Below are 23993 nucleotides of genomic sequence, written 5' to 3'. Positions count from 1 at the left end.
TCCGGACACCGCGCGAGCGCGTAACGGACAGTCATGCTGTCCAAGACCCGAGTTTGAATGGAGCCTCAGTCAGTGGTCAAGTACCTGCATACCATGATCAGGGTGACCGACCCGGAAGCCACGGTCGCTTTCTTCCGGCTGATCGGTCTGGACGAGGTGCGCAGGTTTGACAGCGAACAGGGCCGGTTCACGCTCATCTTCCTTGCCGCTCCCGGTCAGGAAGGTGTCGCTGAAGTGGAACTGACCTATAACTGGCCGCCCGAGGATGGCTCTGCTTCGGAGCAGTACGGCGGAGGGCGCAACTTCGGCCATCTCGCCTATCGCGTCGACGATATCTACGAGACTTGCCAGCGGCTCCAGGAGGCTGGCCATACGATCCACCGGCCGCCGCGGGACGGGCACATGGCCTTTGTCAAATCGCCTGACGGGATTTCGGTCGAACTGCTGCAAGACGGCAGCCTCCCCCCACGCGAACCGTGGAAGAGCATGCCCAACACCGGAAGCTGGTGAATCAGGGATGTAAGTTTCGCGCTGGCCCGACTTGCCTCTGCATCCTCAGACAGCCGGGAGCGTCGACCTTTCCCCGCTAGCGCCGGATGAAGCTTCCGGCGTCCGCGAGCGCGGCCAGGTCAAAGGCTTGGGCGCTCTCGGACCTTTCCATTCGACTGAGGGCGTTGGACACATCTGCCGCCGCCAGAAGCAAGCCGAGCGAATCCAGCAGCGGAAGAGCCGCCGATAAATGCGAATAGGCACATTCGAATTGTGTTTGTTCTGTCATTGGCCACTTTGCGATCGAGGCGCACATGACCTAACCCAACGGGTAGCTGCGGACAACGAAAGTCGCGTCCGGATCGGTCATATTCGCCGCCATTTTGCCGCAAGTGCAAACATCGTATTAATCATGCGATTGGCCACTGGCAGCGATACAATATCGACAAAACAGGCATTTGCGCGTTGCAACCTGAATGGGAATCGTTAGTTAGACGCGCGGGGCAATACAGGGGTCGCAATTGCCAGCGGGATCATTCACGCCTGCGCAATGGTATGCGCTTGTCGAACACGAACTCCTGCTGTTCGCAGGTCTGTTCTTTCTTATCGGCACGCTGGACGAACTGGCTGTCGATCTGATCTGGCTGCGCTTGCGGTTGTCGGGTCGCGCGCGCTCCGCCGTCATAACCGACAATGAGACATGCCGCCCGCTCGGGGGTATCGCTGCGGTCTTTATCCCCGCCTGGCGTGAAGATGCGGTAATCGGCGTTACTGTGCGCCATGCGCTTCGATGCTGGCCCCAGGAAGATTTGCGTCTCTATATCGGGTGCTACCGCAACGATCCCAAGACGGTCGAGGCCGTGCTGGACGCTGCGAACGGCGATCCCCGCCTGCGCCTCGTCATACATGGCCGGGACGGACCCAGCACGAAGGCTGACTGCCTCAACAGGTTGTACCGTGGTCTTGAGGAGGATGAGAGGCGCTCCGGCCGGACCGCCCGGATGATAGTGATGCACGACGCCGAGGACATGGTTGATCCCGCGGCGCTCAACCTGCTCGACAACGAAATCGGTGCGGCCGCACTGGTCCAGTTGCCGGTATTGCCGCATCCGCTTCCGCAATCGCGATGGATTGCCTCCCACTACTGTGAGGAGTTCGCCGAGGCTCACGGAAAGGCGATGGTGGTCCGGGACGCCCTCGGCGCCGGCCTGCCGACCGCAGGCGTCGGCTGTGCGATCGCACGCTCTGCGCTGGTGGCTCTCGACCGGAAGCGCAAATCCGACGGGCCATTCGCTTCCGAGTGCCTGACCGAAGACTACGAGCTTGGATTAGGAATCTCCGCGCTTGGCGGACGATCGCGCTTCGTCCGTTGCCGCACGACGGACGGACGGCTGGTAGCGACGCGGGCGTGCTTCCCAGCGCGGCTGGACTGGGCGGTTCGGCAGAAGGCCCGCTGGGTTCACGGTATTGCCTTCCAGTCTTGGGACCGACTCGGCTGGGGCCGGCATCCCGCCGACTTGTGGATGCGGTTAAGGGACCGCCGCGGGCCGATGACAGCGCTGGTGCTCGCAATGGGATACTTGCTGCTTTTCCTGGCGACGCTGGGTTGGCTCGGCAGGCTCGCTGGACTGGGAACCGAGCTTCCCACTTCCCCCGCCGTCACTCTCCTGCTGGGAATCAATGTCGCCGGCTTTTTCTGGCGGGTGGCATGGCGGTTTGCTTTCACAGCGCGCGAGTATGGCTGGCTGGAGGGATTCAGAGCCGTGCTGCGCATCCCCGTGACGAACGTCATCGCAATCATGGCGGGCCGTCGTGCGCTCACAGGCTATGTCGCCTCGCTTTGGGGCCGGTCGCCAAGTTGGGACAAGACAAGCCATACGGTCCATCCGGCGATGCAAATCGGCGCCGAGACCGCGCGATGACCAAACTCCAGGCCCGGCAGCGGCGCCGTGGGGAGCCGCTGGTGGCCCTCGCGTGCGTGATGGTCCTTTGGACCGCGGTGCGCTGCTGGTTATGGGAATCGCCATTCCCATTGACGATTTTGCCTGCCCAAACCCCGCGCGTCCGAGGCCGCGCGTCAGGTGGCCGATGTGTCGGCTCAACAGCGCTTGGTCGGCTTTGCGACGCCGGCGCACTCGCCCGTCGCGAAGAGGATGGAAAGCCTCTCCACATTATCCAGTGCGGGGGCATTAAGGTCCCCGGAAAAGCTCGCCCTTAACTCGCCGGACCAGTACAGCAAGGGCCCGTCGCTGCTGCCCGACCCGCCAATATCGGGTCGAGAAGCCATGGAAGATGCCGACCATCCTCACCGGCTGCTGATACTGCCTCCGGACTCTCCTTCCGGAAGCAGTCGAGGGCGGTGGCGCGTCGGGAGTTGGATCGCGTGGCGACAGGTGGGCGGACTGCCGCCTCTTGCCCAGGGAGCGTGGCCCGCGAGTTACGGAGGGAGCCAGGCCGGTACGTCAGGAAGCTTCGATCTGGCAGCAGGTCGTCACCGCCCTGCGATCCACGCGCGCGCCACTTATGCGTCTGACCGTCCGCGACAAGCAGAGATCGCCGCGGGCCTCGGTGTTCGCCCGGTGGCGACCGTGCCTGTGCGGATCATCGCCGAAATGCGCCTGACGAGCGCGGTCGACGGGACAGAGATTCGTCCGGGGGTCCTCGCCGTGAGCGAGCTATCTCCGATCGCTTTGCCTCTTGGCCTGGGGGCCGAGGGATATGCACAGGGCGGCTGGGTCGGAGGCCGATACGCGACCGCATTCGTTGACGGGCAAACGCGGGTCACTCGCCAGGTGGCCCAAGAGGGCGCTGCCCGGGTGCGGGTGGGTGCCGGCGCCTGGGGTGGTGCGCAGAAGTATGCCGAACGGCTCGACGTCGGGCCGACGGTGGCGCTTGATACCTCGTTTGAACACGTGTCTGCCCGGCTAACTCTTGACTATCGGATGCGGGTCGCGGGCCATGCGTCGCCTGGGAACGGGCTTGCGTTGACCCTTTCGACCGGTTTCTGAACCGCTCGTCTTCAATCGGGGGCTATGAGCAGGTAGGGCTGTTCCATGGACGTATACCTCCCGATCGCGAACCTCTCGGTCAATGGGCTGGTTATCGTCGCCTTAGGTGCGCTCACCGGCGTGCTGTCGGGATTGTTCGGCGTGGGCGGCGGCTTTCTTACGACACCACTGCTCATCTTCTATGGCGTCCCGCCAACCGTGGCAGCGGCTTCCGCCTCCACCCAGGTGACCGGTGCAAGCGTTTCCGGCGTACTGGCGCACAATCGCCGGGGCGGCGTCGATTATCAAATGGGTGCCGTGACGGTCGTGGGCGGGATGCTTGGCAGCGGCGTGGGCGCAGTGCTGTTTCGCTTTTTCCAGTCGATCGGACAGATCGATACCGTCATCTCGATCCTCTACGTTGTGATGCTCGGCGCCATCGGCACGCTGATGGCGCGTGAAGCCTGGGGAGCTTTGCGCGCGTCGAAGAATGCCGAGCGCCCCCGTCCGGCCAAGCGGCGACACCACCCTCTCGTGGCGGCGCTGCCAGGTCGCTGGCGGTTCTACCGTTCCGGACTGTACATCTCTCCATTGGCTCCGCTTATCCTCGGCGCGGGGGTCGGCGTCTTGACGATGCTAATGGGAGTGGGCGGCGGGTTCATCCTCGTGCCGGCCATGCTCTACATCCTCGGCATGAGCGCCGGCGTGGTCGTCGGCACCAGTCTCTTCAACATCCTGTTCGTGACTATCGTGACCACCATGATGCACGCGCTTACCACCAAGGCGGTCGACCTCGTCCTGGCGGCATTGTTGTTGCTCGGCTCGGTATCGGGAGCGCAGATCGGAACGCAGTTGGCCCAGAAGGCCAAGCCCGAGACGCTTCGCCTGGTCCTGGCCGGTCTCGTCCTGCTGATTGCGCTGAGAATGCTTTATGGGCTGGGAGTGAAGCCGGACGAAATTTACACGGTGACCCCGCTTTGACGGGCCGAGCCTTCAAGAGGCTGGCGCTGGCGCTGGTCCTGTTGGGCGTACTCACCGGAGCGCGCGATCCCATCCTGGTTCCCGAAGTGAGCCAGCACGAAGTCAGGGTCCGGCAAGGCTTTACCGGGACCGAGTTGTTGCTGTTCGGCGCGATCCTCGACCCTGCCGGCAGCCGCGCGGCGCAGGATTACGACGTCGTCGTGGTTCTCAAGGGGCCCAGCCAGCCGATCCGGCTGCGCGAAAAGGCGCGGGTCGGCGGCATGTGGATCAATGCCGCGAGCACCGATTTTCGCTCGGCACCCTCCTTCTTCGCCGTCGCGGCCTCTCGCCCCGTGCCGAAGATTGTCGACGAGCGGACTGCGGCGATCTACGAATTCGGAACCGACTTCATCCAGCTGTCGCCAACCGGCGAGATCAACCCGGTGGAACAGGCGCGCTTCACATCGGGCCTGGTGGACCTGAAACGCCGCCAAGGGCTGTATCAGGAGGATATGAGCGGGGTGAAAATCAGCGGCCAGGTACTCTACCAGGCACGTATCAATCTTCCTTCGAGTGTGCAGACGGGCACCTACACGGCCGAAACCTTCGCAGTCGCCCGTGGCCGGGTGGTCGCCTCTGCCATTGCCGAAGTGGAAGTGCGCAAGGTGGGCTTCGAACGGTTCGTGGAAGTATTCGCGCAGCAGCAGTCCTTTTTCTACGGGCTTCTCGCCGTGAGCCTGTCGATCGGGATGGGCTGGATTGCCGGTCGACTGTTTGCCCTGATCTGACAGGCTCAACAACAGCGTTGACCCGATATTAACCGCACCCGGTCCATGCCGGCTCGTCGCAGAATTTCGAGGGGCAGTCCGCACATGGACGAATTGGGCAAGCAGGCGTTTCAGGGTTTCGGTAGCAGCGAAGCGCCGCCTCCTTCCACGGAGAGCGGTGGCACTTCTGCCGTTCCGCCCGACAACGCGATGCAGCCCATCGGGGTGGTGTTGGAAATCGCAGGTTCGGGATCGCAGATCGCGCTCGATCTCGAACGACTCAACGAATGCATGGCTGACCCGGACCCGTCCATCGCGCTTGCCGGCCAGGTGGGAAGCCAGATCAAAATCCGGGTGGGGAACTCCTGGCTGCTTGCCAGTGTCCGCAATCAGAAGCAGGACCGGCGCTCCGGGGGCGGCATCATCGCCAACATCGACTTCCTGGGCGAGGGCAACGAGGAAAAGCTGACCGGCCGGATCCATGGCTTCAGGCGCGGTGTTACCCGCTATCCCATTCCCGGCGCGCTGATCTATCCGGCGACCACCGCGGACCTTCGCCAGATCTATGCGAGCGACGGACGATCGAACATCCAGATCGGCACGGTTTATCCGACCAAGGATATCCGCGCCGGTCTCTATATCGACGCCATGTTGGGCAAGCATTTCGCGCTGCTCGGCTCTACCGGCACCGGCAAGTCGACCAGCGCGGCGCTGATCCTTCATCGCATCTGCGATGCCGCTCCCGACGGACACATTTTGATGATCGACCCGCACGGGGAGTACTCGGCGGCATTCCGCAATACCGGCCTCATCCTCGACGTTTCCAACCTGCAGATGCCGTATTGGCTGATGAACTTCGAGGAGCACTGCGAAGTGCTGCTCACCTCTGCGGGCAACGACCTGCAGACCGACCAGGATATTCTGGCCAAGTGCCTGCTCAGGGCGCGCCAGAAGAACCGGCTGGCGGAATCGATGGGCAAGATCACCGTCGATTCGCCGATCCCCTATCTTCTTTCGGATCTCGCCAACGAGATCCAGAACGAGATGGGCAAGCTCGACAAGGCGACGAACACTGCGCCGTACATGCGGATCAAGACCAAGCTCGACGAGCTCAAGGCAGACCCGCGTTACCAGTTCATGTTCTCCGGTATGCTGGTTGGCGACACGATGGCCGACTTCCTTGCGAAGATCTTCCGCATGCCGAGCGCTGGCAAACCGATCGCGATCATCGACGTGTCCGGCGTACCATCGGATATCACCAGCACCGTCGTCGCCGTGCTCAGCCGGCTGGTGTTCGATTTCGCCATCTGGGGACGCGAGGAAAAGACGCGCCCGATCCTCCTGGTCTGCGAAGAAGCGCACCGGTACGTGCCGAGCGAGAAGCACGCCGACCGGTCGTCCGTCGGCAAGATCCTGTCGCGTATCGCCAAGGAGGGCCGCAAGTACGGCATCAGCCTGGGACTGATCACGCAGCGTCCGTCCGACCTTGCCGAGGGCGTGCTGTCGCAGTGCGGCACGATCCTTTCGATGCGTCTCAACAACGAGCGCGACCAGTCGTTCGTGAAGGCGGCGATGCCCGAAGGCGCGCGGGGCTTCCTCGATTCGATCCCGGCGCTGCGCAACCGGGAGTGCATCATCTGCGGCGAAGGCGTGGCGATCCCGATGCGCGTCAGCTTCGACAACCTCGAGGAGCAGAAGCGCCCGGCTTCCGAGGATCCCAGCTTCGTCGACCTTTGGCGGCAGAGCGGAGGCGAGGAGGACCGCGTCCACCGCATCGTCCAGCGCTGGCGCTCTCAGGGCAAGTAACCGGTTAAAGCTCCGGCTTGAACCGGCCGGCGGCTTCACCGTCGGTATGGCTCTCCTCCGCCGCGCGTTCGGGGCTGATCGCGCGCCCCTTGGTGCGCCATCCCGGGCGTCGGTAGAACCATATCGCGATTCCCATCGAGACCAGCGACCCGAAGGGGAAGCACAGCCACAGCGCATCCTGCCCGAGCATGTCCCGGAAAACGTAGTAGAAACCGAGCCGGGCCGGGAACAAGGCGATGCCCAGCGCCACCAGCGGCACCCACACGACTCCGCCTGCGCGCATTGTTCCGAACAGGACGATCGTCACCCCGAACAGGATGAAGTTCCAGCTGGCTAGGAACTGGATGTGCCGCGCCAGCGCGACAGCCGGGCTGTTCGAGCCCAGGAACAGCTCGAGCGCCGCCCGGTCGAACAGCAGAAGCACGGCGGTCATCGTTCCGGTGAGGCACAAGTTGATGAGGATGCCCGCGCGGCTGATCGCGTCGATCCGGCCGGTCATCCCCGCGCCGATCGCCTGGGCGGCCATCGCGCTCGTTCCTGCGCCGATGGCCATCGCCGGCATCTGCAGGTAGGTCCACAATTGCAGCGAGGCGCCATAGGCAGCAGCCGCCATCAGGCCTTCGCGGTTCACCAGTCCGATTACGACGATCCCCGCCGAGGACACGAGCAGCATCTGCGCGCCCATCGGCAGGCCTTTGCCGACGATGTAGCCAAGCTCCGCGCGGCGAGGGATCAGGTAGCCCATCTCCGCCCCGCGCAGGCGCAGTGGCAGGTCCTTGACATAGACATATGCGAGCAACGCCAGGAGCGCGGCGTAGCCGGCAAACGCGGTCGATGCGGCAGAGCCGGCGATGCCCATGCGGGGGAACGGGCCGATTCCCGAGATGAGCAACGGGTTCAGCGCTACGTCGAGCGCCACCGAGACTCCCATGAACAGGAACGGCGTTCGCGAATCTCCTGCGCCGCGCAGCCCCATCGCGATCATCACCGTGAGCATCCCGCCGGGGATCGAAATGAAGATGATCCGCAGGTATTCGAGCGCCAGCCCGTAGCTTTCGCCCGGGGTGGCGAGCGCAGTCAGTAGCTGGGGCGCGAACACCCATCCGGCCAGCGCGACCGTTATCGCCAGTCCGAGGCAAAGCCCGACCGCGCTGCCGAACGTGCGGCGGGCGGCGTCGACTTCGCCGGCACCGAACGCCTGGCCCATCTTGACGGTCGCTGCCATGCCGAAGCCGAACACGCCGGCGAAGACCAGGAACATGACGATGTTGGCGTTGGCGGTCGCGGCCAGCGCCGCATCGCCGATCAGCCGGCCCACCCAGATCGAATTGACCGTGCCGTTCAGCGACTGCAGCAGGTTCGAACCGAGCGTCGGCAGGCTGAAGAGCACAAGCGTCTGCAGCACGGGACCGCTGGTAAGATCGCGCTGCCGCGGGCGTGGCCGCGTTCCGGCGGCGGGAATGGGGGCGTTGTCGTTCATGTGCCGCGGGTGTCGCCGTAGAGATGGATGTGCAGGCGGTCCGACAGGCGGTAGCCGTGTTCGAGGCACAGATCCGACAGCCAGGCGCTTCGGGCGCGCAAGGTCGCGCTGTCGGTGCCCTCGGGCATGAGGAAGATGCGTTCGGGTTGCATGGAATAGGCGAGCTGCAGGGCCAGAACCTCGGCAACATCGGCCGGTTCCGCGATCACGAACTTGAAGAAGGCCCGCGGGTCGCGAGACCACTCGGCCAGCCGGGCGGGAGGGAGGGCGAGGTCAGCGGGATTACCGCTGTGGGAGAGCTTGGGGCTGACAGTGTACTGCTCGACGAAAGTATCAAAGCGCGCCGCCGGTTCGACCGTGCCGTTGGTCTCCACCTCGATACTGTGCTCCGGCAGCAGGGCCGCAAGCTCGGCCAGCGCGGCAGCCTGGAGCAGCGGCTCGCCGCCCGTCACCACGAGCCGGCGCGGGGCGAGGAGATCGATGCTTCGCGCCGCTTGCACCGGCGAGAGCGTCACCTGGTTCTGCTTGCGCTCGAACGTGATCGCATCGCGATGCGGACGGTTATCGCCGGTAAAGCGCCACGTGTATGCGGTATCGCACCACACGCAGGCCAGATTGCAGCGCGACAGGCGGATGAAGGTGCACGGCCTGCCCGCCGAAACACCTTCCCCCTGGAGCGAGGCGAAGATCTCCGGTCCGCCGCTGTCGTCGGTGGCGAGGACGAGGTTCACGGTTCAGATTCCGCTGTCTGTAACTGAACCGTGGACCGCATGGACCACTGTCCTGGATAAAAACTCCAGGCCCTTGCAATGGGCCGGAAGGGGCAGCGGAGGCAAGGCGCGAGCAAGGGACATTGCACTCGCCATGACACACTCGGCGCCGGTAGGAAAATCGCCTTCGAGGCCGTTCAGGAATAGACGGTCACTTCGATCCGCATTCCATCCGGATCGCGGAAGAAAGTGACGATCTCCTTCCCGATGTGCTGCTTCTCAGGCACTTCGAACCCGGCAGCCTGCATTCCCGCGCGCACCCGGTCGAGGTCAGCCTCGTCCAGGGCCGTGAAGCCGAGGTGGTTGAGACCAGGGCCGCGCCGCTCATAATCACGCGTGCCCGGCTCCGCCTGCTTGAGGTCGAGGTACACGCCGTCATCGTTGCCCCAGATGTGCGGACGGCTCCTGGTAAAGCCGATAAGCCCCAGCAGCGTTTCGTACCATGGCAGGCTTGCCTCGAGGGAGCGGACCATCACGACCATGTGGTCGAGCTTCATCCCGGTCAGCCCAGCCGGTCGAGCGCCGCCTTCAGCCGCTCTGCTTCGGCGCTGTGATGGGCATGATCGGCGCGCGCCTTCTCCACCGCCTCCGGCTTGGCCCGCTGGACGAAGGAGGCATTGGCGAGCCGGCCCGCCAGTGCCGCCGCTTCCTTTTCTGACGCCGCGAGCGCCTTGGCCAGGCGCGCCTTTTCAGCCTCGACGTCGATCAGGCCCTCAAGCGGGATGACCAGCGCATCGCTGCCTGCGCCGACCTGCATCGCCGCGCCATTGGGGGCGGGAGTGACGTGAACCGCCGACAGGCGCGCGACGCGCTCGAGCGCGGCAGCACTGGTTTCCAGGACGCGGCTCGCCGTGTCGGACGGGGTGGCGAGCCATGCCTCCAGCTTTGCGCCGGGAGGCAGTCCGAGCTCGTTCTTGGCGGTGCGCAGGGAGCGGGTCAGTTCGATCAGCCATTCGACTTCGCCCTTGGCACTCGCATCGCTCTCGGCCCGGGGATCGGGCCAGCGAGCCACAATCAGCTCGTAGGGCCGGGTCCCCTGGGCGTGCCACAGTTCCTCGGTGATGAACGGCATGAAGGGGTGCAGCATGACGAAGATCTGGTCGAGTACCCAGCCAGCGACGGCCTTCGTCTCTTCGTCGATGTTGCCCTTGATGAGCTCGAGATACCAGTCGCAGAACGTGTCCCATACGAAGTGATAGATCGCGTTCGCGGCGGCGTCGAAGCGCAGGTCGGCCATCGCCTTGTCGAGCGCGGCGAGGGTGGCCGTCACCTCGCCGATGATCCAGCGGTTGACCGGCAGGGTAGCGGGCGGGGCCGCGACTGTCTGCGATGCGCCGATGCCGTTGGCCTGGCAGAAGCGGGTCGCGTTCCACAGCTTGGTGGCGAAGTTGCGGTAGCCCTCGACCCGACTCTCATCCATCTTCACGTCGCGGCCCTGGCTTTCCATGGCGCACATGAAGAAGCGCAGCGCGTCCGCACCGAACCTGTCGATCAGGCCCAGCGGGTCGACCACGTTGCCCTTGGACTTGCTCATCTTCGCGCCGTCCGCCGCGCGCACGAGGCCGTGGAGGTAGAGCCGTTTCCACGGCACTTCCTTCATCAGGTGGAGGCCCTGCATCGCCATCCGCGCATCCCAGAAGAACAGGATGTCGAAGCCGGATATCAGCAGGTCGTTCGGGTAGTGGCGTTCGAGGAGCTCGGTCTGCTCGGGCCAGCCGAGGGTGGCGAAGGGCCACAGGGCGGAAGAGAACCAGGTGTCGAGCACGTCCTCGTCCTGCGTCAGCTTCGCTCCCGGGCCGGCGAGCGCGAGTGCCTTGGCCTCGCTCTCGGCGACGATGACGGTGCCGTCCTCCTTGTACCACGCGGGAATCCGGTGGCCCCACCATAGCTGGCGGCTGACGCACCATGGCTGGATGTTTTCCATCCAGTTAAAGAACGTTTTCTCCCAGGTCCTCGGGACGATCTCGATCCGTCCGTCGCGCACCGCCTGCATCGGCGCCTGCGCGAGCTTCTCGGCATCGACGTACCACTGGTCGGTCAACCACGGTTCGATCACCACGCCCCCGCGGTCGCCGTAGGGTGTCGCGATGGTGCGCGGCTCGGCGTCGTGTTCCGCGCCATCCTTGTCGACGTGGGGGATGAGGAAGCCGGCTTCCTTCATCCGCTGGACGACCAGCTTGCGGGCTTCGAACCGGTCGAGGCCAATGAATTCGTCCGGCACCAGCCCGTCCGCGGTCTGCACCACCGCGGCCCCGGCATCGAGCATGTTGAGCATATCGCCCGCCGCAATACCCGCCCGCTTGCCGACCTCGAAGTCGTTGAAATCGTGTCCCGGGGTGATCTTCACCACGCCGCTGCCAAGCTCCGGATCGGCATGCTCGTCGGCGATCACCTTGAAGCGGCGGCCGGTGATCGGCTGAACGATCTCCTTGCCGACGACCGAGGCGTAGCGCGCGTCGGTTGGATGCACGGCGACCGCCATGTCGGCCAGCATCGTTTCGGGGCGGGTGGTGGCGACGACCAAGTGATCGGCGCCCTCGTCTGTGGTGACGCCGTCCGCCAGCGGATAGCGGAAGTGCCAGAAACCGCCCTTCACGTCCTGCGTCTCGACCTCGAGATCGCTGATCGCGGTTCCGAGCGCCGGGTCCCAGTTCACCAGCCGCTTGTCGCGGTAGATCAGGCCCTCGTTGTAGAGATCGACGAACACCTTGGTGACCGCGGCGGAAAAGTGCGGGTCCATCGTGAACTGCTCGCGCGACCAGTCCATCGAGCAGCCGAGGCGGCGCAGCTGGCCGGTGATCGTGCCGCCGCTTTCCGCCTTCCATTCCCACACCTTGGCGACGAAGTCCTCGCGGCTGTAGTTGGTGCGCTTGTCCTGCCGCTCCATCATCTGGCGCTCGACGACCATCTGCGTGGCAATGCCCGCGTGATCGGTGCCGACCACCCACAGCGCGTCCTTGCCCCGCAGCCGTTCGTAACGGACGACGACATCCTGGAGCGTGTTGTCGAGCGCATGGCCGATGTGCAGCGAGCCCGTCACGTTGGGCGGCGGGTTGACGATGGTGAAGGGCTGCGCGTCGGGGCGTTCGGGCCGGAATAGCCCGTTCGCTTCCCAATGCGCGTACCACCGTGCTTCGATCGCCGAGGGGTCGAAAGTCTTCGCTAATTCGCTGGTCATGGTGGGCGGGGCCATGCCAGCGCGCCTGCGCGCGCGCAACGTCTTCACGCATCCGCTTGTGGGCCTGCGTTTTTCGCCCCATACGCTGACCCCGATGAGCGACGGGGCGGACTTCACCATCGACGAACAGGGCGGGCGCCGGCGCGCGGTCCTGTCGGGTAACTACCTCGTCTCGACCATCGCCCCCATCGATACCGCGCTGCGCACCATCGAGGGGCCGCTCGACGAGGTGGACCTGTCGCAGGTGCGCGAAATCGATACGGTGGGCGCATGGATGGCCCTCAGCGTCGCGCGCAACACCGGCGGCAAGGTAGTCGGCGCGAGCGAGCGGGCGGCGCGCCTGATCGACGCCCTGAGCGGAACCGAGCCGGGCGGCGAAGTGACGCCCGAACGGCTGCCGGTGTTCACCCGCGTGTTCGAGGCGACCGGCGAGCGGGTCGCCGGGATGCAGCGGGGAACGATCAGCGCGATCGGTTTTCTGGGCCAATTCCTCATCGCCGTCGCGACCCTGATCCGCCATCCGCGCCGCTTCCGCACTAAGGCGTTCGTGCGGCAGATGGAACTGGTCGGTGTGTCGGCGCTGGGCATCATCGGCTTGATGAGCTTCCTCATCGGCATCGTCATCGCGCAGCAGGGAGCGGTGCAGCTCGAGCAGTTCGGCGCCGAATCGCTGACCGTGAACCTGGTGGGCCGCATCACCCTGCGCGAGCTCGGCGTGCTGATGACAGCGATCATGGTCGCCGGACGCTCGGGCTCTGCCTTCGCGGCGCAGATCGGCACGATGAAGCTGACCGAGGAGGTCGATGCCATGCGCACGATCGGCATCTCGCCGATGGAGGCGCTGGTCGTGCCGCGGGTGCTGGCGGTGACTTTCATGATGATCCTGCTCGGTTTCTATTCCGCATGCATGGCCATCGTCGGCGGCGCGGTGATTGGCGAGCTGGCGCTCGACATACCGTTCTTGACGTTCCTGTCGCGCATCAAGGACGTGGTGCCGCTTTACGATCTCTACGTCGGCCTGGTGAAAGCGCCGGTGTTCGGCCTGATCGTGGGCATGACAGGTTGCTACCAGGGCATGAAGGTCCAGGGGAACTCGGAGGAAGTGGGCCTGAAGACCACCAACGCGGTGGTCGTCGCGATCTTCACCGTGATCGTCCTCGATGCTTTCTTCGCGGTCTTCTTCACCAACATCGGATGGGCGTGATGGAAGAGCCGGTCGACGAGCAGGCAGGCGACGAGCGCATCGAACTGGCCGATGGTGCGGCCGAGTTCGGCGATCCCGACGTCAATCGCCCGTTCGAGCGCTTTCGCGGCGAACATCCGATCGTGGTCGAAGGGCTGGTCAACAAGTTCGGCGATCAGGTGGTGCACGAGAACCTTTCGCTGAAGGTCAACCGGGGCGAAATCCTCGGCGTCGTCGGCGGATCGGGCACCGGCAAGTCGGTGCTGATGCGCTCGATCATCGGCCTGCAGACCCCCGACGAAGGGCATATCGAGGTGTTCGGGCGCTCGATCACCGAAGGGGATCCGGAGGATGTCGTCGGCGTGCGCAACCGCTGGGGCGTGCTGTTCCAGGGCGGCGCGCTGTTCTCTACCCTGACGGTGGGGGAGAATGTCGAGGTGCCGCTCAAGCAGTTCTATCCCGACATCGACATCGATCTGATGCACGAGATCGCCCGCTACAAGGTCATGCTGACGGGCCTGGGCGAAGAGGCGGTGGCCAAGTATCCGTCAGAGTTGTCGGGCGGCATGAAGAAGCGCGCCGGCCTCGCCCGCGCGCTGGCGCTCGATCCGGAGCTGCTCTTCCTCGACGAGCCCACCGCCGGGCTCGATCCGATCGGCGCCGCCGCGTTCGACCGGCTGACGCGCGGCCTGCGCGATGCGCTCGGGTTGACGGTGTTCCTGATCACTCACGACCTCGATACGCTGTACGAGATCTGCGACCGGGTCGCGGTGCTGGCCGACAAGCGGGTGATTGCAGTCGGCACGATCCCGGAGCTGCTCGAAACCGATCACCCGTGGATCGACGAATACTTCAACGGCCCGCGTGGCCGCGCTGCCAGGGCGAGCAAGGAACGCGCTGAATCGTTGGACAACTCCACGGCGCGGGGGGCATAGGGGCACCACATGGAAACACGGGCCAATAATGTCTGGGTGGGGGCGATTACCCTGTTCCTGCTCGCCGCGCTGGCGGTATTCTTCGTCTGGCTGGCCGGCCTGAACAAGGGCGACCAGGACGAATACGACATCTTCTTCAAGCAATCCGTGGCGGGCCTTGCCAAGGGTTCGCAGGTGACCTTCGCCGGTGTTCCGACTGGCGAGGTGAGCCAGATTCAGCTTTGGCCCAAGGACCCGGGTTTCGTGCGGGTGCGGATCAAGGTCGATGGCGAGACGCCGATCCTGGTCGGCACCACGGCCACGATCCAGGGCTCGTTCACCGGAGGCTCCACCATCCTGCTCGACGGCGCCCGCCGCGGCGCGCCGCCGATCACCTGCGAGGGAGAGGGCGTCGGCAAGACGGCCTGCCCCGAAGGCGTGCCCGTGATTCCCACCAAGCCGGGCGGCCTTGGCGAGCTGCTTGCCAACGCGCCGCTGCTGCTCGAAAGGCTGGCCACCCTGACCGAACGGCTCACGATGATGCTGTCCGATCGCAACCAGGCCTCGATCGCGGGTATCCTCGACAACACCAACAGGATGACCGCCGACATCGCCCAGGCGACGCCCGAGGTTAAGCGGACGCTGGCCGAGCTGCAGGTGACCCTGCGCGAGGCAAGCCAGGCGCTCGACCAATTCGAAAAGGTCATGGGATCGGCCGACAACCTGCTGAATAACGAGGGCCAGAGCCTTGCCGCGCAACTGCGGATGACTCTGAAGTCCGCCGATGGCGCGGCGCAATCCCTGTCCGCGACGCTGAACGATGCGCGCCCCGCCGCGCGCCAGTTGTCCGAGAGTACGCTGCCAGCCGCCGAGGCGACGCTGCAGGACCTCAAGGCCACCAGCAAGGCGCTGCGTTCGGTGACCGAGAAAATCGAGAGCCAGGGTGCCGGTGGCCTGCTGGGCGGCCAGAAGTTGCCTGACTACGAGCCCAAGTGAGGTCCATGAAGATGAACGCGATGAAGAGCACACGGATCGGCCTTGCCCTTGCGCTCAGCGCTGCGCTGACCGGCTGCATCAGCTTCGGGAGCAAGCCGCCCGAGAGCCTGCTCAGCCTGACACCCGCCAACCCGGTCCCTGCTGGGACCGCGATCAGCGGCGACGTGGCGCAGGCGATCGCGGTGCTGGAGCCCGAGGCGCCCGCACGGCTCGCGGTCACCCGCGTGCCGGTGCAGATCGACGATACGCAGATCGCCTACGTCAAGGACGCGGTGTGGGTCGACAAGCCGACCCGACTGTTCCGGCGCCTTCTGGGCGAGACCATCCGCGCGAAGAGCCGGCGGCTGGTGATCGACACCGACGACGCGGCGTTGACGCCGAAAAACCAGTTGCGCGGAACGCTGGTCGATTTCGGCTACGACGCGCGCACTTCGCAGGTGGTGGTCACGTTCGACGCGGTGCGCGATGTGAACGGCACCCAAGTCACGACGAGGCGCTTCTCGGCGACGGCCCCGGCGACGCCGGAGGCGGCTCCGGTGGGAGCAGCGCTGAACCAGGCAGCGAACGAAGTCGCCAGCCAGGTTGCCGACTGGGTGGGGTGATCCGCTAGGCCGCCGATTGAGCGGCAGCGGACTTCAGGCGCTGCCGCGCGCGCGGGCGGACGGTGCGCAGGATCAGGAAGCCTGTCACCGCCGACAGGATGGAACCGCCGAGCACGCCCAGCTTCATCTCCGCCTGGAGCTCGGGAGCGGCGAAGGCCAGGCCGCCGATGAAGATGCTCATTGTAAAGCCGATGCCGCATAGAACCGACACGCCATAGACCTGCGGCCAGGTCGCTCCGCGCGGGCGGCTGCCCATGCCGAGTGCGACCGCAAGGCGAATCCCGCCGAAGATGCCGATCTGCTTACCGATGAACAGGCCTGCCATGATGGCCAGCGGGACTGGGGCGAAGACTTCGTCCCAGCCGAGGCCGGCGAGGGAGACACCCGCATTCGCGAAACCGAACAGCGGGACGATGCCGAACGCCACCCAGGGCTGGATCGCGTGCTCCAGCTTGTGCAGCGGCGATTCCATGCTGTCGGGAGCGGCGGGCGTATGGATGACGGGAATCGTCATCGCCGCCAGCACGCCGGCGACGGTCGCATGGACGCCCGACAGGAGCACCGCCAGCCACAGCGCGCCGGCAAGCGGCATGTAGATCCACAGGCTCTGCACGCGCGCCTTGTTCAGTCCGATCATCGCCAGCAGGATGATCCCCGCGGCGAACAGCGCGACGATGTCGATCTCCGCGGTATAGAACAGCGCGATGATCGCGACCGCGCCCATATCATCGACGATGGCGACAGTGGTCAGGAACAGCTTGAGCGACGCCGGGGCCCGGCTGCCCAGCAGCGCGAGTACGCCGATGGCGAACGCGATGTCGGTCGCGGCCGGGATCGCCCAGCCGTGGGCCAACGGGGACGAGAAGCCGACCACAAGCAGGAAGAGCAGGCCAGGTACGGCCATCCCGCTCGCCGCGGCGATGATCGGCAGGCGACGATCGTTCCAGGTGGACAGGTTGCCGTCCACGAACTCGCGCTTGATCTCCAGACCGACCAGCAGGAAGAAGACCGCCATCAGTGCGTCGTTGATCCAGTGCAGCACCGACAGCGGGCCGATATGGATGTGCAGCGCCTCGAAATAAGCCGAGGAGAGCGGGCTGTTGGCGACGATCATCGCCAGCGCTGCGGCGCCCATCAGAAGCATCCCGCCAGCCGCTTCGCTGTGCAGGAAGTGACGCAGGACGGAAGTGGGCCGGGTCGGATCGATGCTCATTGTCCGGCGGCCCTAGCGAAACGAACCGCGCGGAGAAACTCGCTCTTGCGCTTCTCGCGGCGCTCCTCGGCCTGCCAGTCGGAGCCCCACTGCTCGACTTGCCACAGCTCTTCCAGCTCGGCCGCTTCCCACAGCGCTTCGGGCGCGGCCGACGCGTCGAGCGAGGACAAGCCGACGCACAACGATGCGGCCAGCGAGGTTGCGACCTCCAGCGCGGCCAGGGTCATCGGATCGAGCCGTTCAAGCCGCGCGCGAAGGGCGGCGAGGGTGTTCGCCGGCTGAGGGCGGTGAACGATGCCGCTGATCCGCTCCAGGCGCACGCCCTCGCGCTGCTCGAATTCGGCGACAAGCGGTTCCCACACCTCCCACTGGCGGCGGTGCAATGGCTCGTCGGGGTCGGCCCGGTAGCAAAGCGTGTCGGTTTCCGCGAAGCGCATGATCTTGGCGACCGCCGCGGCGGGGTCGGGTGCGACCTTGTCGATCGCGTAATCGGCCATGTCTCGCAACGGAAACGCCGCTGCATCGAACTCGTCCGGCTGGTCAGCCCATTCGGCGGCCAGCAGATCGGCCAGTTCCCGGGTCGGCAGCACTTGCGCCGCGCCGCCCTGGGTCTTGAGCGGGCGCCCGTCGAGCGCGATCCGCCAGCCATCGCCCTCAGGTTGGACCGTGACGTCCTTCCAGAAGCGCTTCATTGCGGGGGGCTCCGCCACTTGCGGGCGAGGACCTGGGGCACGACGAAGCCATCGACGAGGCCGATGACGATGAATGCGTAACCCATGTACCGATCGGCGCCCTCGTCGAGATGGACGATCCCGCGCACCAGCAGGATGCCGAGGATGACGAGGGCGAACCCGGCGAAACGGGTAAATTGCATCACCGCCCAGCGGTTGCGGGCGAGCCGGTCGTCAGCGGGACCGCGATGAACGGGCGGGCGGCTAGCCATCGAGCAATTCCTTCAGTTCGGCGATCGTCCCGGCGACTGCCTCCGCCCCGGCTTCGAGCAGTTCGTCGATCGAGTGATAGCCCCAGGAGACCCCGATCGCGCGGACTTGCGCCGCGCGCGCCATTGCCATGTCGAACGTGGTGTCCCCGATCATCACGGCTTCTTCGGCCTGTGCACCGGATTCAAACAGGGCAGCCTCCAGCATTGCGGGATCGGGCTTGGAAGGATGGCGATCGGCGGTCTGCAGGGACGTGAACAGGTCCGCGATGCCGTGGCCCGCGAGGCACGCGCCAAGCCCGCGGTCGGACTTGCCGGTGGCGACCGCGAGGGTCCAGCCATCCGCGTGCAATCCGTTGAGGAGTTCGCGCAGGCCGTCGAACAAAGGTTCTTCCAGCCGGCCGTCTTCGCGCGCGGAGCGGAATGCGGTCTTGTAGGCGGCAACCGCGGCGGCCTGCTGGTCAGGCTGCGCATCGGGAGCCAGCGCGCGCACCGCCTGCGGCAGGCTGAGGCCGACGATGCGGCGGATGCTGGTGCGGGGCGGGGCGGGCAGGCCGGCTTCTGCAAAGGCTGCCTCCATCGCCTCACACACGGCGGCCTGGCCATCGACCAGCGTGCCGTCGCAGTCGAAAATCGCGAGCTTCATCGCGCCAGCGTCCGGATGAGTTGCGCCAGCGCAGGCGAGCCCGACTGGGCGAGCCCGGCAGCGATGGCATTGCGATCCGCGGGCGGCTTGTTCTGCGACAGCTTGAGCGTGGGGCGCCAGGCGAGCACTTCCAGCTCGAAGCCGAGGATGCCGCCGAGCAGCTTGCGCCACATATCCGGCGGCGTCTCGGCCGCGCTCCAGGGCTCGCCTTCCAGTCGCCCCTCATGACGCAGGATCAGGGCGTGGAGCAGGCCCTCCAGCCCGTCGGCATCCATCCGCCGCACCCGTCCTTCAAGCTCCAGCGCGACATAGTCCCAGGTCGGCACCGTCGCCCGGTCGCCATACCAGCGCGGCGACACGTAGCCGTCCGGCCCATTGACGGCGACCAGCGCGGTCGCCCCGTCCAGCCAGCGCGTGATGCCGTTGCCGCGAGCCAGGTGGAACTGGACCGCGCCGTCGCCGGTCGAGAGCAGGGGCGTGTGCGCAACGCGCGGACCGTCGGGCGTGGTCAGAAATACCATCCCGAAGCCGACTTCGTCGATCAGGGCCTCGAGCAGGGTGCGGTCCTCGCTGCGGAACAGCGGGTTGGGATGCATCAGCGCTTGCCCCGTCCGGCTGGCCCCGGCTTCCTGGGCGGGCCTTTGGCGCCTTTCGGAGCGCCTTTGGGAGTAGCATCCTGGCGTCCGCGGCGGGTGGGCTTCGATTTGCGGACCTGCTTGGCGTGCTGGCGAGCAGCCTGCTTCTTCGCCTCGCGACTGGGCGGGGGCGGTCCCTCGGTGGGGGAGGCGTCGCTCGCGTCCTCGTCGAAGCCGAGCTGCTCCATGCTGGCGGCGAAATGCTCGGGCAGGGGGGCGGTCACATCGAGCTTGCTGCCATCCGGATGGTCGATGATCAGGCGCCGGGCGTGCAGGTGCATCTTGCGGCTGATGCTGCCGGTGAGGAACGCTTCCTGCCCGCCATACTTGCCGTCGCCGATGATCGGATGACCGATCGCGGCCATGTGCGCGCGCAACTGGTGTGTGCGGCCGGTGAGCGGCTCCAGCTCGACCCAGGCAGCGGCATTGCCCGCGCGCTCGACCACCCGGTAGCGGGTCTTGGCCTGCTGGCCGCCTTCCTCGTCGACATGCATCTTTTCGCCGCCGGTGCCCGGTTGCTTGGCGAGGGGAGCGTCGATCATGCCGTGGGCAACATCAGGTACGCCTGCCACGAGCGCCCAGTAGATCTTTTTCGCCGAACGTCCGGAAAAGCGCCTCGAAAAGAAGGCCGCGCTGCCCGGGGTGCGGGCGATCAGCAGGACGCCGCTGGTATCCTTGTCGAGCCGGTGCACGAGGCGCGGTCGCGGTCCTTCTCCGACGATGAAGGCATCGAGCAGGCCATCGACATGGGTGTGCGTTTTCGTGCCGCCTTGTGTCGCAAGCCCCGGCGGCTTGTTGAGCACGATCCCTGCCGGAGTCTTCTCGAGCACCATCGCCTCGGCCTCGGCGATTTGCTCATCGGTCAGTTCGCGGCGGACCGGCGCGCTCTTGCCTCGCGGCTGCTCGCCGCCGGGCGGGACACGGAGAACCTGGCCGGCCGACAAGCGATCCTCCGGCTTGGCGCGCTTCCCGTCGACGCGGATCTGCCCGGTGCGGGCCCAACGGCTGACCGTGGCGAAGCCGACTTGCGGCAGGTGCCGCTTGAACCAGCGGTCGAGCCGCACGTCGTCGTCGTCCGGGCCGACGGTGAACTGGCGCACCTCCGCCGAAGGATCGGGCGCGCTCATGCCGCGATTCGCATGGCGATGAGGCCGATGTACAAGCCGATCAGGCCCGCCAGTATGGAGATGGCCGCGTAGGCGAAGGCCGCGCCGCCCTGGCCGCGTTCGATAAGCAGCATCAGTTCCAGGCTGAAGCTGGAGAACGTCGTGAAACCGCCGAGCAGGCCAATTCCGATCAGCAGGCGCCACTGCTCGCCAGCATTTCCATGCCGGGCGAGCCAGCCGGCCAGCAGTCCCATAGCGAGGCTTCCCAGCACGTTGACCGTCAGTGTGGCCCAGGGAAAGTTGGTCACGACCGCCGGGCCGAGCCACCCGGTCATCGAACGGCCCACCTGATAGCGCAGCACGGCGCCCGCACCGCCCCCGGCAAAGACCATGGCGCTCGCGGCGATAGGGGAAGGCGGGTTCATTTCGTGGGCCTTAGCGGGGGCGGCGATTTATGCAAAGCCGCGTCACCCTTGCAGAATCGCGCCAGCAGGGGTAAGGGCGCCATCGTTGCGGGAGCGCCGGTTGCGGCGCGGCCCCGCGTTTTCGTTTTCTTTCAAGGGCGTCATCCCGCCGGTGCGGGCTTCGTCGCCTTGCTGTGAGGTGTTGGACTTTTATGCAGATCATCGTTCGCGATAACAACGTCGATCAGGCCCTGCGCGCGCTCAAGAAGAAGCTGCAGCGCGAGGGCGTCTATCGCGAAATGAAGCTGCGCCGCCACTTCGAAAAGCCGAGCGAGAAGCGCGCCCGTGAAAAGGCTGCCGCCGTCCGCCGCGCCCGCAAGCTGGAGCGCAAGCGCGTCGAGCGCGACGGGGGCAAGTAAGCCCTCTCTTGCACCGGACACAGCACTAAGGCATCGGGGCGCGGAGCAATCCGCGCCCCGTTTCCGTTTCAGGACCGCACGATGACCGAGATCCACCGCGTACCGCTGCAACCGATCGCAAAGGGATCGCTCACCAAGCTGTGGCTCGGAGTGGTCCTTGCAGTCCTGCTGGGCGCCGGCATCGCCTGGGCCGCCGCGCCCAAGGGTGTCGACGTCGAAACGCTGACCGCGGGCAGCGGGGCGAACCCGGGTCCTTCGGACGTGGTGTTCGTGAAATACACCGGCAAGCTTGCCGACGGGACCGTGTTCGACCAGTCGAAGGAACTGCCGTTCCCGACGGGCGGGCTATTGCCCGAAGGAATGCCGATGCAGGTTTCCGGCGTGGTCCCCGGCTTCAGCGAGGGGCTGCAGCAGATGCAGAAGGGCGGCAAGTACCGCCTGACGATCCCCGCCGACAAGGCCTACGGGGCGAACCCGCCCCCGGGCGCACCAATCCCGCCGAACGCCGATCTCGTGTTCGATGTCGAACTGGTCGACTTCATGAGCGAGGCCGATGCCCAGCGCCGCTTCGAGGTGCTGCAGCAGATGATGCAAAAGCAGCAGGCGCAGCAGGGCGACGCGGCTCCGCAGGGACCGGGCCAGCCTCAGTAAGGCGCGATACGAGCGGCGTTTTCACCGCTTCCTCACCGTTTGCTCATTCCTCGCGGAAGGTTTCGCGCTAATCCTTCGCGCCTGAAGCGGAAGGAAGCAGGCGATGAAAGAGGCGAATATCCCGGTGGATGGGGCTGCGCCCGACTGGCCGCTGCGCCCCTGGATAATCGCGGCGCTGCTGGGCCTTGCGGGGCTGGCGATCCATTTCGCCAGCGGCGGCCGCGGCCCCGACGTGAGCGAGGGCTGGCGCGCCGCGCTTACCGCGCTTCTTTTCTTCGGACCGCTCGCGCTGGCCTTCACCCTCGAGCCGGACAGGCGCGCGGGGCCGATCGCTTTCGCCGTGCTGGCCGGACTGATCATGGCTGGATTGGCATGGCGGGCAGTATCGGGAGGGGACCAGTATGCCACGCCGCAGTATGGCTTTGTCGCGGGCTTGATCGCCACCGCCATCGCGCTGCCGCTGTTCCAGGCGGGCTTTCATCGCACGCGATGGGACACGCCCTATCCCCGCATCCACGGCCACGCGTGGAGCGACGCGATCAGCGCGGCGGGTGCGCTCGCGTTCACCGGCGCGTCCTGGCTGCTGTTGCTGGTTCTGAGCGAGCTGTTCCACCTGCTCAAGATCGATTTCCTGCGCGATGTCATGGACGAAGGCTGGTTCGGCTGGACGTGGTCCGGCGCGGCCTTCGGCGCTGCGTTGGGCGTGCTGCGCAACGAACTCGGCATCATCGGCACCTTGCAGCGGGTGGTCATGGTCGTCCTGTCGATCCTCGCCGTCCCGCTCGCGGCGGGCCTCACGCTGTTCCTCGGCGCGATGATCCTGTCGGGACCTGACGTGCTGTGGCAAGCGACGCGCAACGCCACCCCGGTGCTGCTGATGTGCGCTGCGGGAGCGTGGGTGCTCGTCAACGCCATCGTGCGCGACGACGAGGAAGCCGCCAGCACCAACCGCATCCTGCGGGTGGCCGCTCTCGTCCTCGCGCTGGCGGTTCTGCCCTTGACCGTGTTCGCGGCTGTCTCGCTGGGTACCCGCATAGCGCAGCACGGGCTCAGTCCGGAGCGCCTGTGGGGACTGGTCGCGATCGCCGTCGCCTGCGCTTACGGCCTTGCCTGGCTGGTGGCCGTTGTGCGCGGTTCGCGCGGGCAAGTCGGATGGCGTGAGCGGCTGCGGCGCGCCAACCTGCATCTTGCGGTGCTTATCTCCGGGGTAGCGCTGTTCCTCGCGCTGCCGATCCTCGATTTTGGCGCAATCAGCGCGCGCCAGCAGGTTGCCCGTCTCGAAAGCGGCGCGGTGAGCGCCGACAAGTTCGATTATTCGGCCCTGCGATGGGACTTCGGCAACGCCGGCCGGCGCGCGCTCGATCGCCTTGCCGGCAACAACGACCCCGCGATCGCCAGGCGCGCGGGTGAGGCCCTTCGCCAGAAGGTGCGCCCGTACAACGTCGGCCTGACCGCGGACGAACGGGCCTATACATTGCGCGTCCAGCCGGCGGACCCTGCGCTGGAGCGGCTGGTGCGCGACAATATCGAGGCCAACCCCTATCGCTGCGTGAACCACTGCGTCGCACTCGATCTCGGTACGCTTCCCGATGGGCGGCGCGACGTCGCCATCGTCAGCGGAGGCGGGTACACGCGGGTGACGCTGCCGGAAGCACAGCTAGAGGGTGGGACGCCGCCTCCGATGGTCACCCCGCCGCTGCCCAAACCGGTCGGCCCGCGCAGCAAGGTCGAGATTCGCACGATCCCGCGCCGCTACATCGTGGTCGATGGAGTGCCGCTGGATGCACCGCTCGATCAAGCCAGCAACTCGCTTGAAGGGCGCCCGCCGCGCCGCTAACGCGCGGACC

The 23993-nt window shown here is 66.1% G+C and carries 25 protein-coding genes; 13 read left to right on the top strand and 12 right to left on the bottom strand.

What is annotated here, in order from left to right:
• Positions 1 to 72: 72 nt before the first annotated feature.
• Positions 73 to 510 (top strand): VOC family protein, encoded by a 438-nt coding sequence (locus IEW58_RS09410; protein WP_188645751.1) that lies wholly within the window; start codon positions 73 to 75, stop codon positions 508 to 510.
• Between the two features lie 76 nt (positions 511 to 586).
• Here IEW58_RS09410 and IEW58_RS09405 read toward each other — a convergent pair whose 3' ends face one another.
• Positions 587 to 805: a hypothetical protein gene (locus tag IEW58_RS09405; RefSeq protein ID WP_188644882.1), complete on the bottom strand. Its 219-nt coding sequence runs from the start codon at positions 803 to 805 to the stop codon at positions 587 to 589.
• Between the two features lie 205 nt (positions 806 to 1010).
• Between IEW58_RS09405 and IEW58_RS09400 the strand changes: the two genes are divergently transcribed.
• From IEW58_RS09400 to IEW58_RS09380, 5 genes are all read left to right on the top strand, one after another.
• Entirely contained in the window at positions 1011 to 2411 is a 1401-nt protein-coding gene (locus IEW58_RS09400) for a glycosyl transferase family protein (RefSeq protein WP_188644881.1), read from the top strand.
• A gap of 231 nt (positions 2412 to 2642) precedes the next feature.
• Complete coding sequence (locus IEW58_RS09395; protein ID WP_188644880.1) at positions 2643 to 3497, top strand: hypothetical protein; 855 nt, start codon at positions 2643 to 2645, stop codon at positions 3495 to 3497.
• A 45-nt stretch (positions 3498 to 3542) separates the two neighbouring features.
• Positions 3543 to 4457: a sulfite exporter TauE/SafE family protein gene (locus IEW58_RS09390; RefSeq protein WP_188644879.1), complete on the top strand. Its 915-nt coding sequence runs from the start codon at positions 3543 to 3545 to the stop codon at positions 4455 to 4457.
• Positions 4454 to 5224 (top strand): TIGR02186 family protein, encoded by a 771-nt coding sequence (locus IEW58_RS09385; protein ID WP_188644878.1) that lies wholly within the window; start codon positions 4454 to 4456, stop codon positions 5222 to 5224. Before IEW58_RS09390 ends, IEW58_RS09385 begins: the two co-directional genes overlap by 4 nt.
• A gap of 84 nt (positions 5225 to 5308) precedes the next feature.
• Positions 5309 to 7009 carry an ATP-binding protein gene (locus IEW58_RS09380; protein ID WP_188644877.1) on the top strand — a complete coding sequence of 567 codons (1701 nt, stop codon included), beginning with the start codon at positions 5309 to 5311 and terminating at the stop codon, positions 7007 to 7009.
• 4 nt (positions 7010 to 7013) lie between these two features.
• On the opposite strand, the gene IEW58_RS09375 is transcribed toward IEW58_RS09380, so the two are convergent.
• From IEW58_RS09375 to IEW58_RS09360, 4 genes are all read right to left on the bottom strand, one after another.
• Positions 7014 to 8489 (bottom strand): MATE family efflux transporter, encoded by a 1476-nt coding sequence (locus IEW58_RS09375; protein ID WP_188644876.1) that lies wholly within the window; start codon positions 8487 to 8489, stop codon positions 7014 to 7016.
• Positions 8486 to 9220, bottom strand: a complete 735-nt coding sequence (locus IEW58_RS09370) for a 7-carboxy-7-deazaguanine synthase QueE (RefSeq protein ID WP_188644875.1) — start codon at positions 9218 to 9220, stop codon at positions 8486 to 8488. Before IEW58_RS09370 ends, IEW58_RS09375 begins: the two co-directional genes overlap by 4 nt.
• 176 nt (positions 9221 to 9396) lie before the next feature.
• Complete coding sequence (locus IEW58_RS09365; RefSeq protein WP_188644874.1) at positions 9397 to 9756, bottom strand: VOC family protein; 360 nt, start codon at positions 9754 to 9756, stop codon at positions 9397 to 9399.
• A gap of 5 nt (positions 9757 to 9761) precedes the next feature.
• Complete coding sequence (locus tag IEW58_RS09360) at positions 9762 to 12452, bottom strand: valine--tRNA ligase (protein ID WP_229658525.1); 2691 nt, start codon at positions 12450 to 12452, stop codon at positions 9762 to 9764.
• 79 nt (positions 12453 to 12531) lie between these two features.
• Between IEW58_RS09360 and IEW58_RS09355 the strand changes: the two genes are divergently transcribed.
• From IEW58_RS09355 to IEW58_RS09340, 4 genes are read left to right on the top strand one after another with little or no spacing between them, the layout of a single operon-like run.
• Positions 12532 to 13641: an ABC transporter permease gene (locus IEW58_RS09355; RefSeq protein ID WP_188645750.1), complete on the top strand. Its 1110-nt coding sequence runs from the start codon at positions 12532 to 12534 to the stop codon at positions 13639 to 13641.
• Positions 13641 to 14555: an ABC transporter ATP-binding protein gene (locus tag IEW58_RS09350; protein ID WP_188644872.1), complete on the top strand. Its 915-nt coding sequence runs from the start codon at positions 13641 to 13643 to the stop codon at positions 14553 to 14555. Before IEW58_RS09355 ends, IEW58_RS09350 begins: the two co-directional genes overlap by 1 nt.
• A gap of 9 nt (positions 14556 to 14564) precedes the next feature.
• Positions 14565 to 15530 (top strand): MlaD family protein, encoded by a 966-nt coding sequence (locus IEW58_RS09345; RefSeq protein ID WP_188644871.1) that lies wholly within the window; start codon positions 14565 to 14567, stop codon positions 15528 to 15530.
• A gap of 11 nt (positions 15531 to 15541) precedes the next feature.
• The gene (locus tag IEW58_RS09340) at positions 15542 to 16132 is read left to right on the top strand and encodes an ABC-type transport auxiliary lipoprotein family protein (protein ID WP_188644870.1); all 591 of its coding nucleotides are present in this window, start codon (positions 15542 to 15544) and stop codon (positions 16130 to 16132) included.
• 4 nt (positions 16133 to 16136) lie between these two features.
• Here IEW58_RS09340 and nhaA read toward each other — a convergent pair whose 3' ends face one another.
• Genes nhaA through crcB form a run of 7 tightly spaced genes read right to left on the bottom strand, consistent with a single transcriptional unit; the run spans position 16137 to position 21097 of the window.
• Entirely contained in the window at positions 16137 to 17345 is a 1209-nt protein-coding gene (nhaA, locus tag IEW58_RS09335; RefSeq protein ID WP_188644869.1) for a Na+/H+ antiporter NhaA, read from the bottom strand.
• Entirely contained in the window at positions 17342 to 18037 is a 696-nt protein-coding gene (locus IEW58_RS09330) for an ATP12 family chaperone protein (protein WP_188644868.1), read from the bottom strand. Before IEW58_RS09330 ends, nhaA begins: the two co-directional genes overlap by 4 nt.
• A complete protein-coding gene (locus tag IEW58_RS09325; RefSeq protein WP_188644867.1) occupies positions 18034 to 18288 on the bottom strand; it encodes a hypothetical protein in 255 nt (84 codons plus the stop codon). The genes IEW58_RS09330 and IEW58_RS09325 overlap by 4 nt, the downstream gene beginning before the upstream one ends.
• Positions 18281 to 18931, bottom strand: coding sequence for an HAD-IA family hydrolase (locus IEW58_RS09320; RefSeq protein WP_188644866.1), 651 nt, complete (start codon positions 18929 to 18931; stop codon positions 18281 to 18283). The genes IEW58_RS09325 and IEW58_RS09320 overlap by 8 nt, the downstream gene beginning before the upstream one ends.
• Positions 18928 to 19527 (bottom strand): FMN-binding negative transcriptional regulator, encoded by a 600-nt coding sequence (locus IEW58_RS09315; protein WP_188644865.1) that lies wholly within the window; start codon positions 19525 to 19527, stop codon positions 18928 to 18930. The genes IEW58_RS09320 and IEW58_RS09315 overlap by 4 nt, the downstream gene beginning before the upstream one ends.
• The gene (locus IEW58_RS09310) at positions 19527 to 20693 is read right to left on the bottom strand and encodes an RluA family pseudouridine synthase (protein ID WP_188644864.1); all 1167 of its coding nucleotides are present in this window, start codon (positions 20691 to 20693) and stop codon (positions 19527 to 19529) included. The genes IEW58_RS09315 and IEW58_RS09310 overlap by 1 nt, the downstream gene beginning before the upstream one ends.
• Positions 20690 to 21097: a fluoride efflux transporter CrcB gene (gene crcB, locus IEW58_RS09305; RefSeq protein WP_188644863.1), complete on the bottom strand. Its 408-nt coding sequence runs from the start codon at positions 21095 to 21097 to the stop codon at positions 20690 to 20692. Before crcB ends, IEW58_RS09310 begins: the two co-directional genes overlap by 4 nt.
• Positions 21098 to 21288: 191 nt before the next feature.
• On the opposite strand from crcB, the gene rpsU reads away from it, so the two are divergent.
• From rpsU to IEW58_RS09290, 3 genes are all read left to right on the top strand, one after another.
• Positions 21289 to 21495 (top strand): 30S ribosomal protein S21, encoded by a 207-nt coding sequence (gene rpsU, locus IEW58_RS09300; RefSeq protein ID WP_188644862.1) that lies wholly within the window; start codon positions 21289 to 21291, stop codon positions 21493 to 21495.
• A gap of 81 nt (positions 21496 to 21576) precedes the next feature.
• On the top strand, positions 21577 to 22146 hold the full coding sequence (locus IEW58_RS09295) for an FKBP-type peptidyl-prolyl cis-trans isomerase (RefSeq protein ID WP_188644861.1): 570 nt from the start codon (positions 21577 to 21579) through the stop codon (positions 22144 to 22146).
• Positions 22147 to 22249: 103 nt separating this feature from the next.
• A complete protein-coding gene (locus tag IEW58_RS09290; protein WP_188644860.1) occupies positions 22250 to 23983 on the top strand; it encodes a DUF4153 domain-containing protein in 1734 nt (577 codons plus the stop codon).
• Positions 23984 to 23993 lie beyond the last annotated feature (10 nt).

Source organism: Tsuneonella deserti (assembly GCF_014644315.1).
Classification (GTDB): domain Bacteria; phylum Pseudomonadota; class Alphaproteobacteria; order Sphingomonadales; family Sphingomonadaceae; genus Tsuneonella; species Tsuneonella deserti.
The sequence above is the reverse complement of the archived record's forward strand: the minus strand, read 5'-3'. Positions and strand labels throughout refer to the sequence as shown.

Excerpts from the sequence above, each read along its gene's own strand:
- IEW58_RS09405 (WP_188644882.1), bottom strand. The coding sequence starts at position 805 with ATGTGCGCCTCGATCGCAAAGTGGCCAATGACAGAACAAACACAATTC.
- IEW58_RS09395 (WP_188644880.1), top strand. The coding sequence starts at position 2,643 with ATGGAAAGCCTCTCCACATTATCCAGTGCGGGGGCATTAAGGTCCCCG.
- IEW58_RS09390 (WP_188644879.1), top strand. The coding sequence starts at position 3,543 with ATGGACGTATACCTCCCGATCGCGAACCTCTCGGTCAATGGGCTGGTT.
- IEW58_RS09380 (WP_188644877.1), top strand. The coding sequence starts at position 5,309 with ATGGACGAATTGGGCAAGCAGGCGTTTCAGGGTTTCGGTAGCAGCGAA.
- IEW58_RS09375 (WP_188644876.1), bottom strand. The coding sequence starts at position 8,489 with ATGAACGACAACGCCCCCATTCCCGCCGCCGGAACGCGGCCACGCCCG.
- IEW58_RS09365 (WP_188644874.1), bottom strand. The coding sequence starts at position 9,756 with ATGAAGCTCGACCACATGGTCGTGATGGTCCGCTCCCTCGAGGCAAGC.
- IEW58_RS09360 (WP_229658525.1), bottom strand. The coding sequence starts at position 12,452 with ATGGCCCCGCCCACCATGACCAGCGAATTAGCGAAGACTTTCGACCCC.
- IEW58_RS09355 (WP_188645750.1), top strand. The coding sequence starts at position 12,532 with ATGAGCGACGGGGCGGACTTCACCATCGACGAACAGGGCGGGCGCCGG.
- IEW58_RS09350 (WP_188644872.1), top strand. The coding sequence starts at position 13,641 with ATGGAAGAGCCGGTCGACGAGCAGGCAGGCGACGAGCGCATCGAACTG.
- IEW58_RS09345 (WP_188644871.1), top strand. The coding sequence starts at position 14,565 with ATGGAAACACGGGCCAATAATGTCTGGGTGGGGGCGATTACCCTGTTC.
- IEW58_RS09340 (WP_188644870.1), top strand. The coding sequence starts at position 15,542 with ATGAACGCGATGAAGAGCACACGGATCGGCCTTGCCCTTGCGCTCAGC.
- nhaA (WP_188644869.1), bottom strand. The coding sequence starts at position 17,345 with ATGAGCATCGATCCGACCCGGCCCACTTCCGTCCTGCGTCACTTCCTG.
- IEW58_RS09330 (WP_188644868.1), bottom strand. The coding sequence starts at position 18,037 with ATGAAGCGCTTCTGGAAGGACGTCACGGTCCAACCTGAGGGCGATGGC.
- IEW58_RS09325 (WP_188644867.1), bottom strand. The coding sequence starts at position 18,288 with ATGGCTAGCCGCCCGCCCGTTCATCGCGGTCCCGCTGACGACCGGCTC.
- IEW58_RS09320 (WP_188644866.1), bottom strand. The coding sequence starts at position 18,931 with ATGAAGCTCGCGATTTTCGACTGCGACGGCACGCTGGTCGATGGCCAG.
- IEW58_RS09315 (WP_188644865.1), bottom strand. The coding sequence starts at position 19,527 with ATGCATCCCAACCCGCTGTTCCGCAGCGAGGACCGCACCCTGCTCGAG.
- IEW58_RS09310 (WP_188644864.1), bottom strand. The coding sequence starts at position 20,693 with ATGAGCGCGCCCGATCCTTCGGCGGAGGTGCGCCAGTTCACCGTCGGC.
- crcB (WP_188644863.1), bottom strand. The coding sequence starts at position 21,097 with ATGAACCCGCCTTCCCCTATCGCCGCGAGCGCCATGGTCTTTGCCGGG.
- rpsU (WP_188644862.1), top strand. The coding sequence starts at position 21,289 with ATGCAGATCATCGTTCGCGATAACAACGTCGATCAGGCCCTGCGCGCG.
- IEW58_RS09295 (WP_188644861.1), top strand. The coding sequence starts at position 21,577 with ATGACCGAGATCCACCGCGTACCGCTGCAACCGATCGCAAAGGGATCG.
- IEW58_RS09290 (WP_188644860.1), top strand. The coding sequence starts at position 22,250 with ATGAAAGAGGCGAATATCCCGGTGGATGGGGCTGCGCCCGACTGGCCG.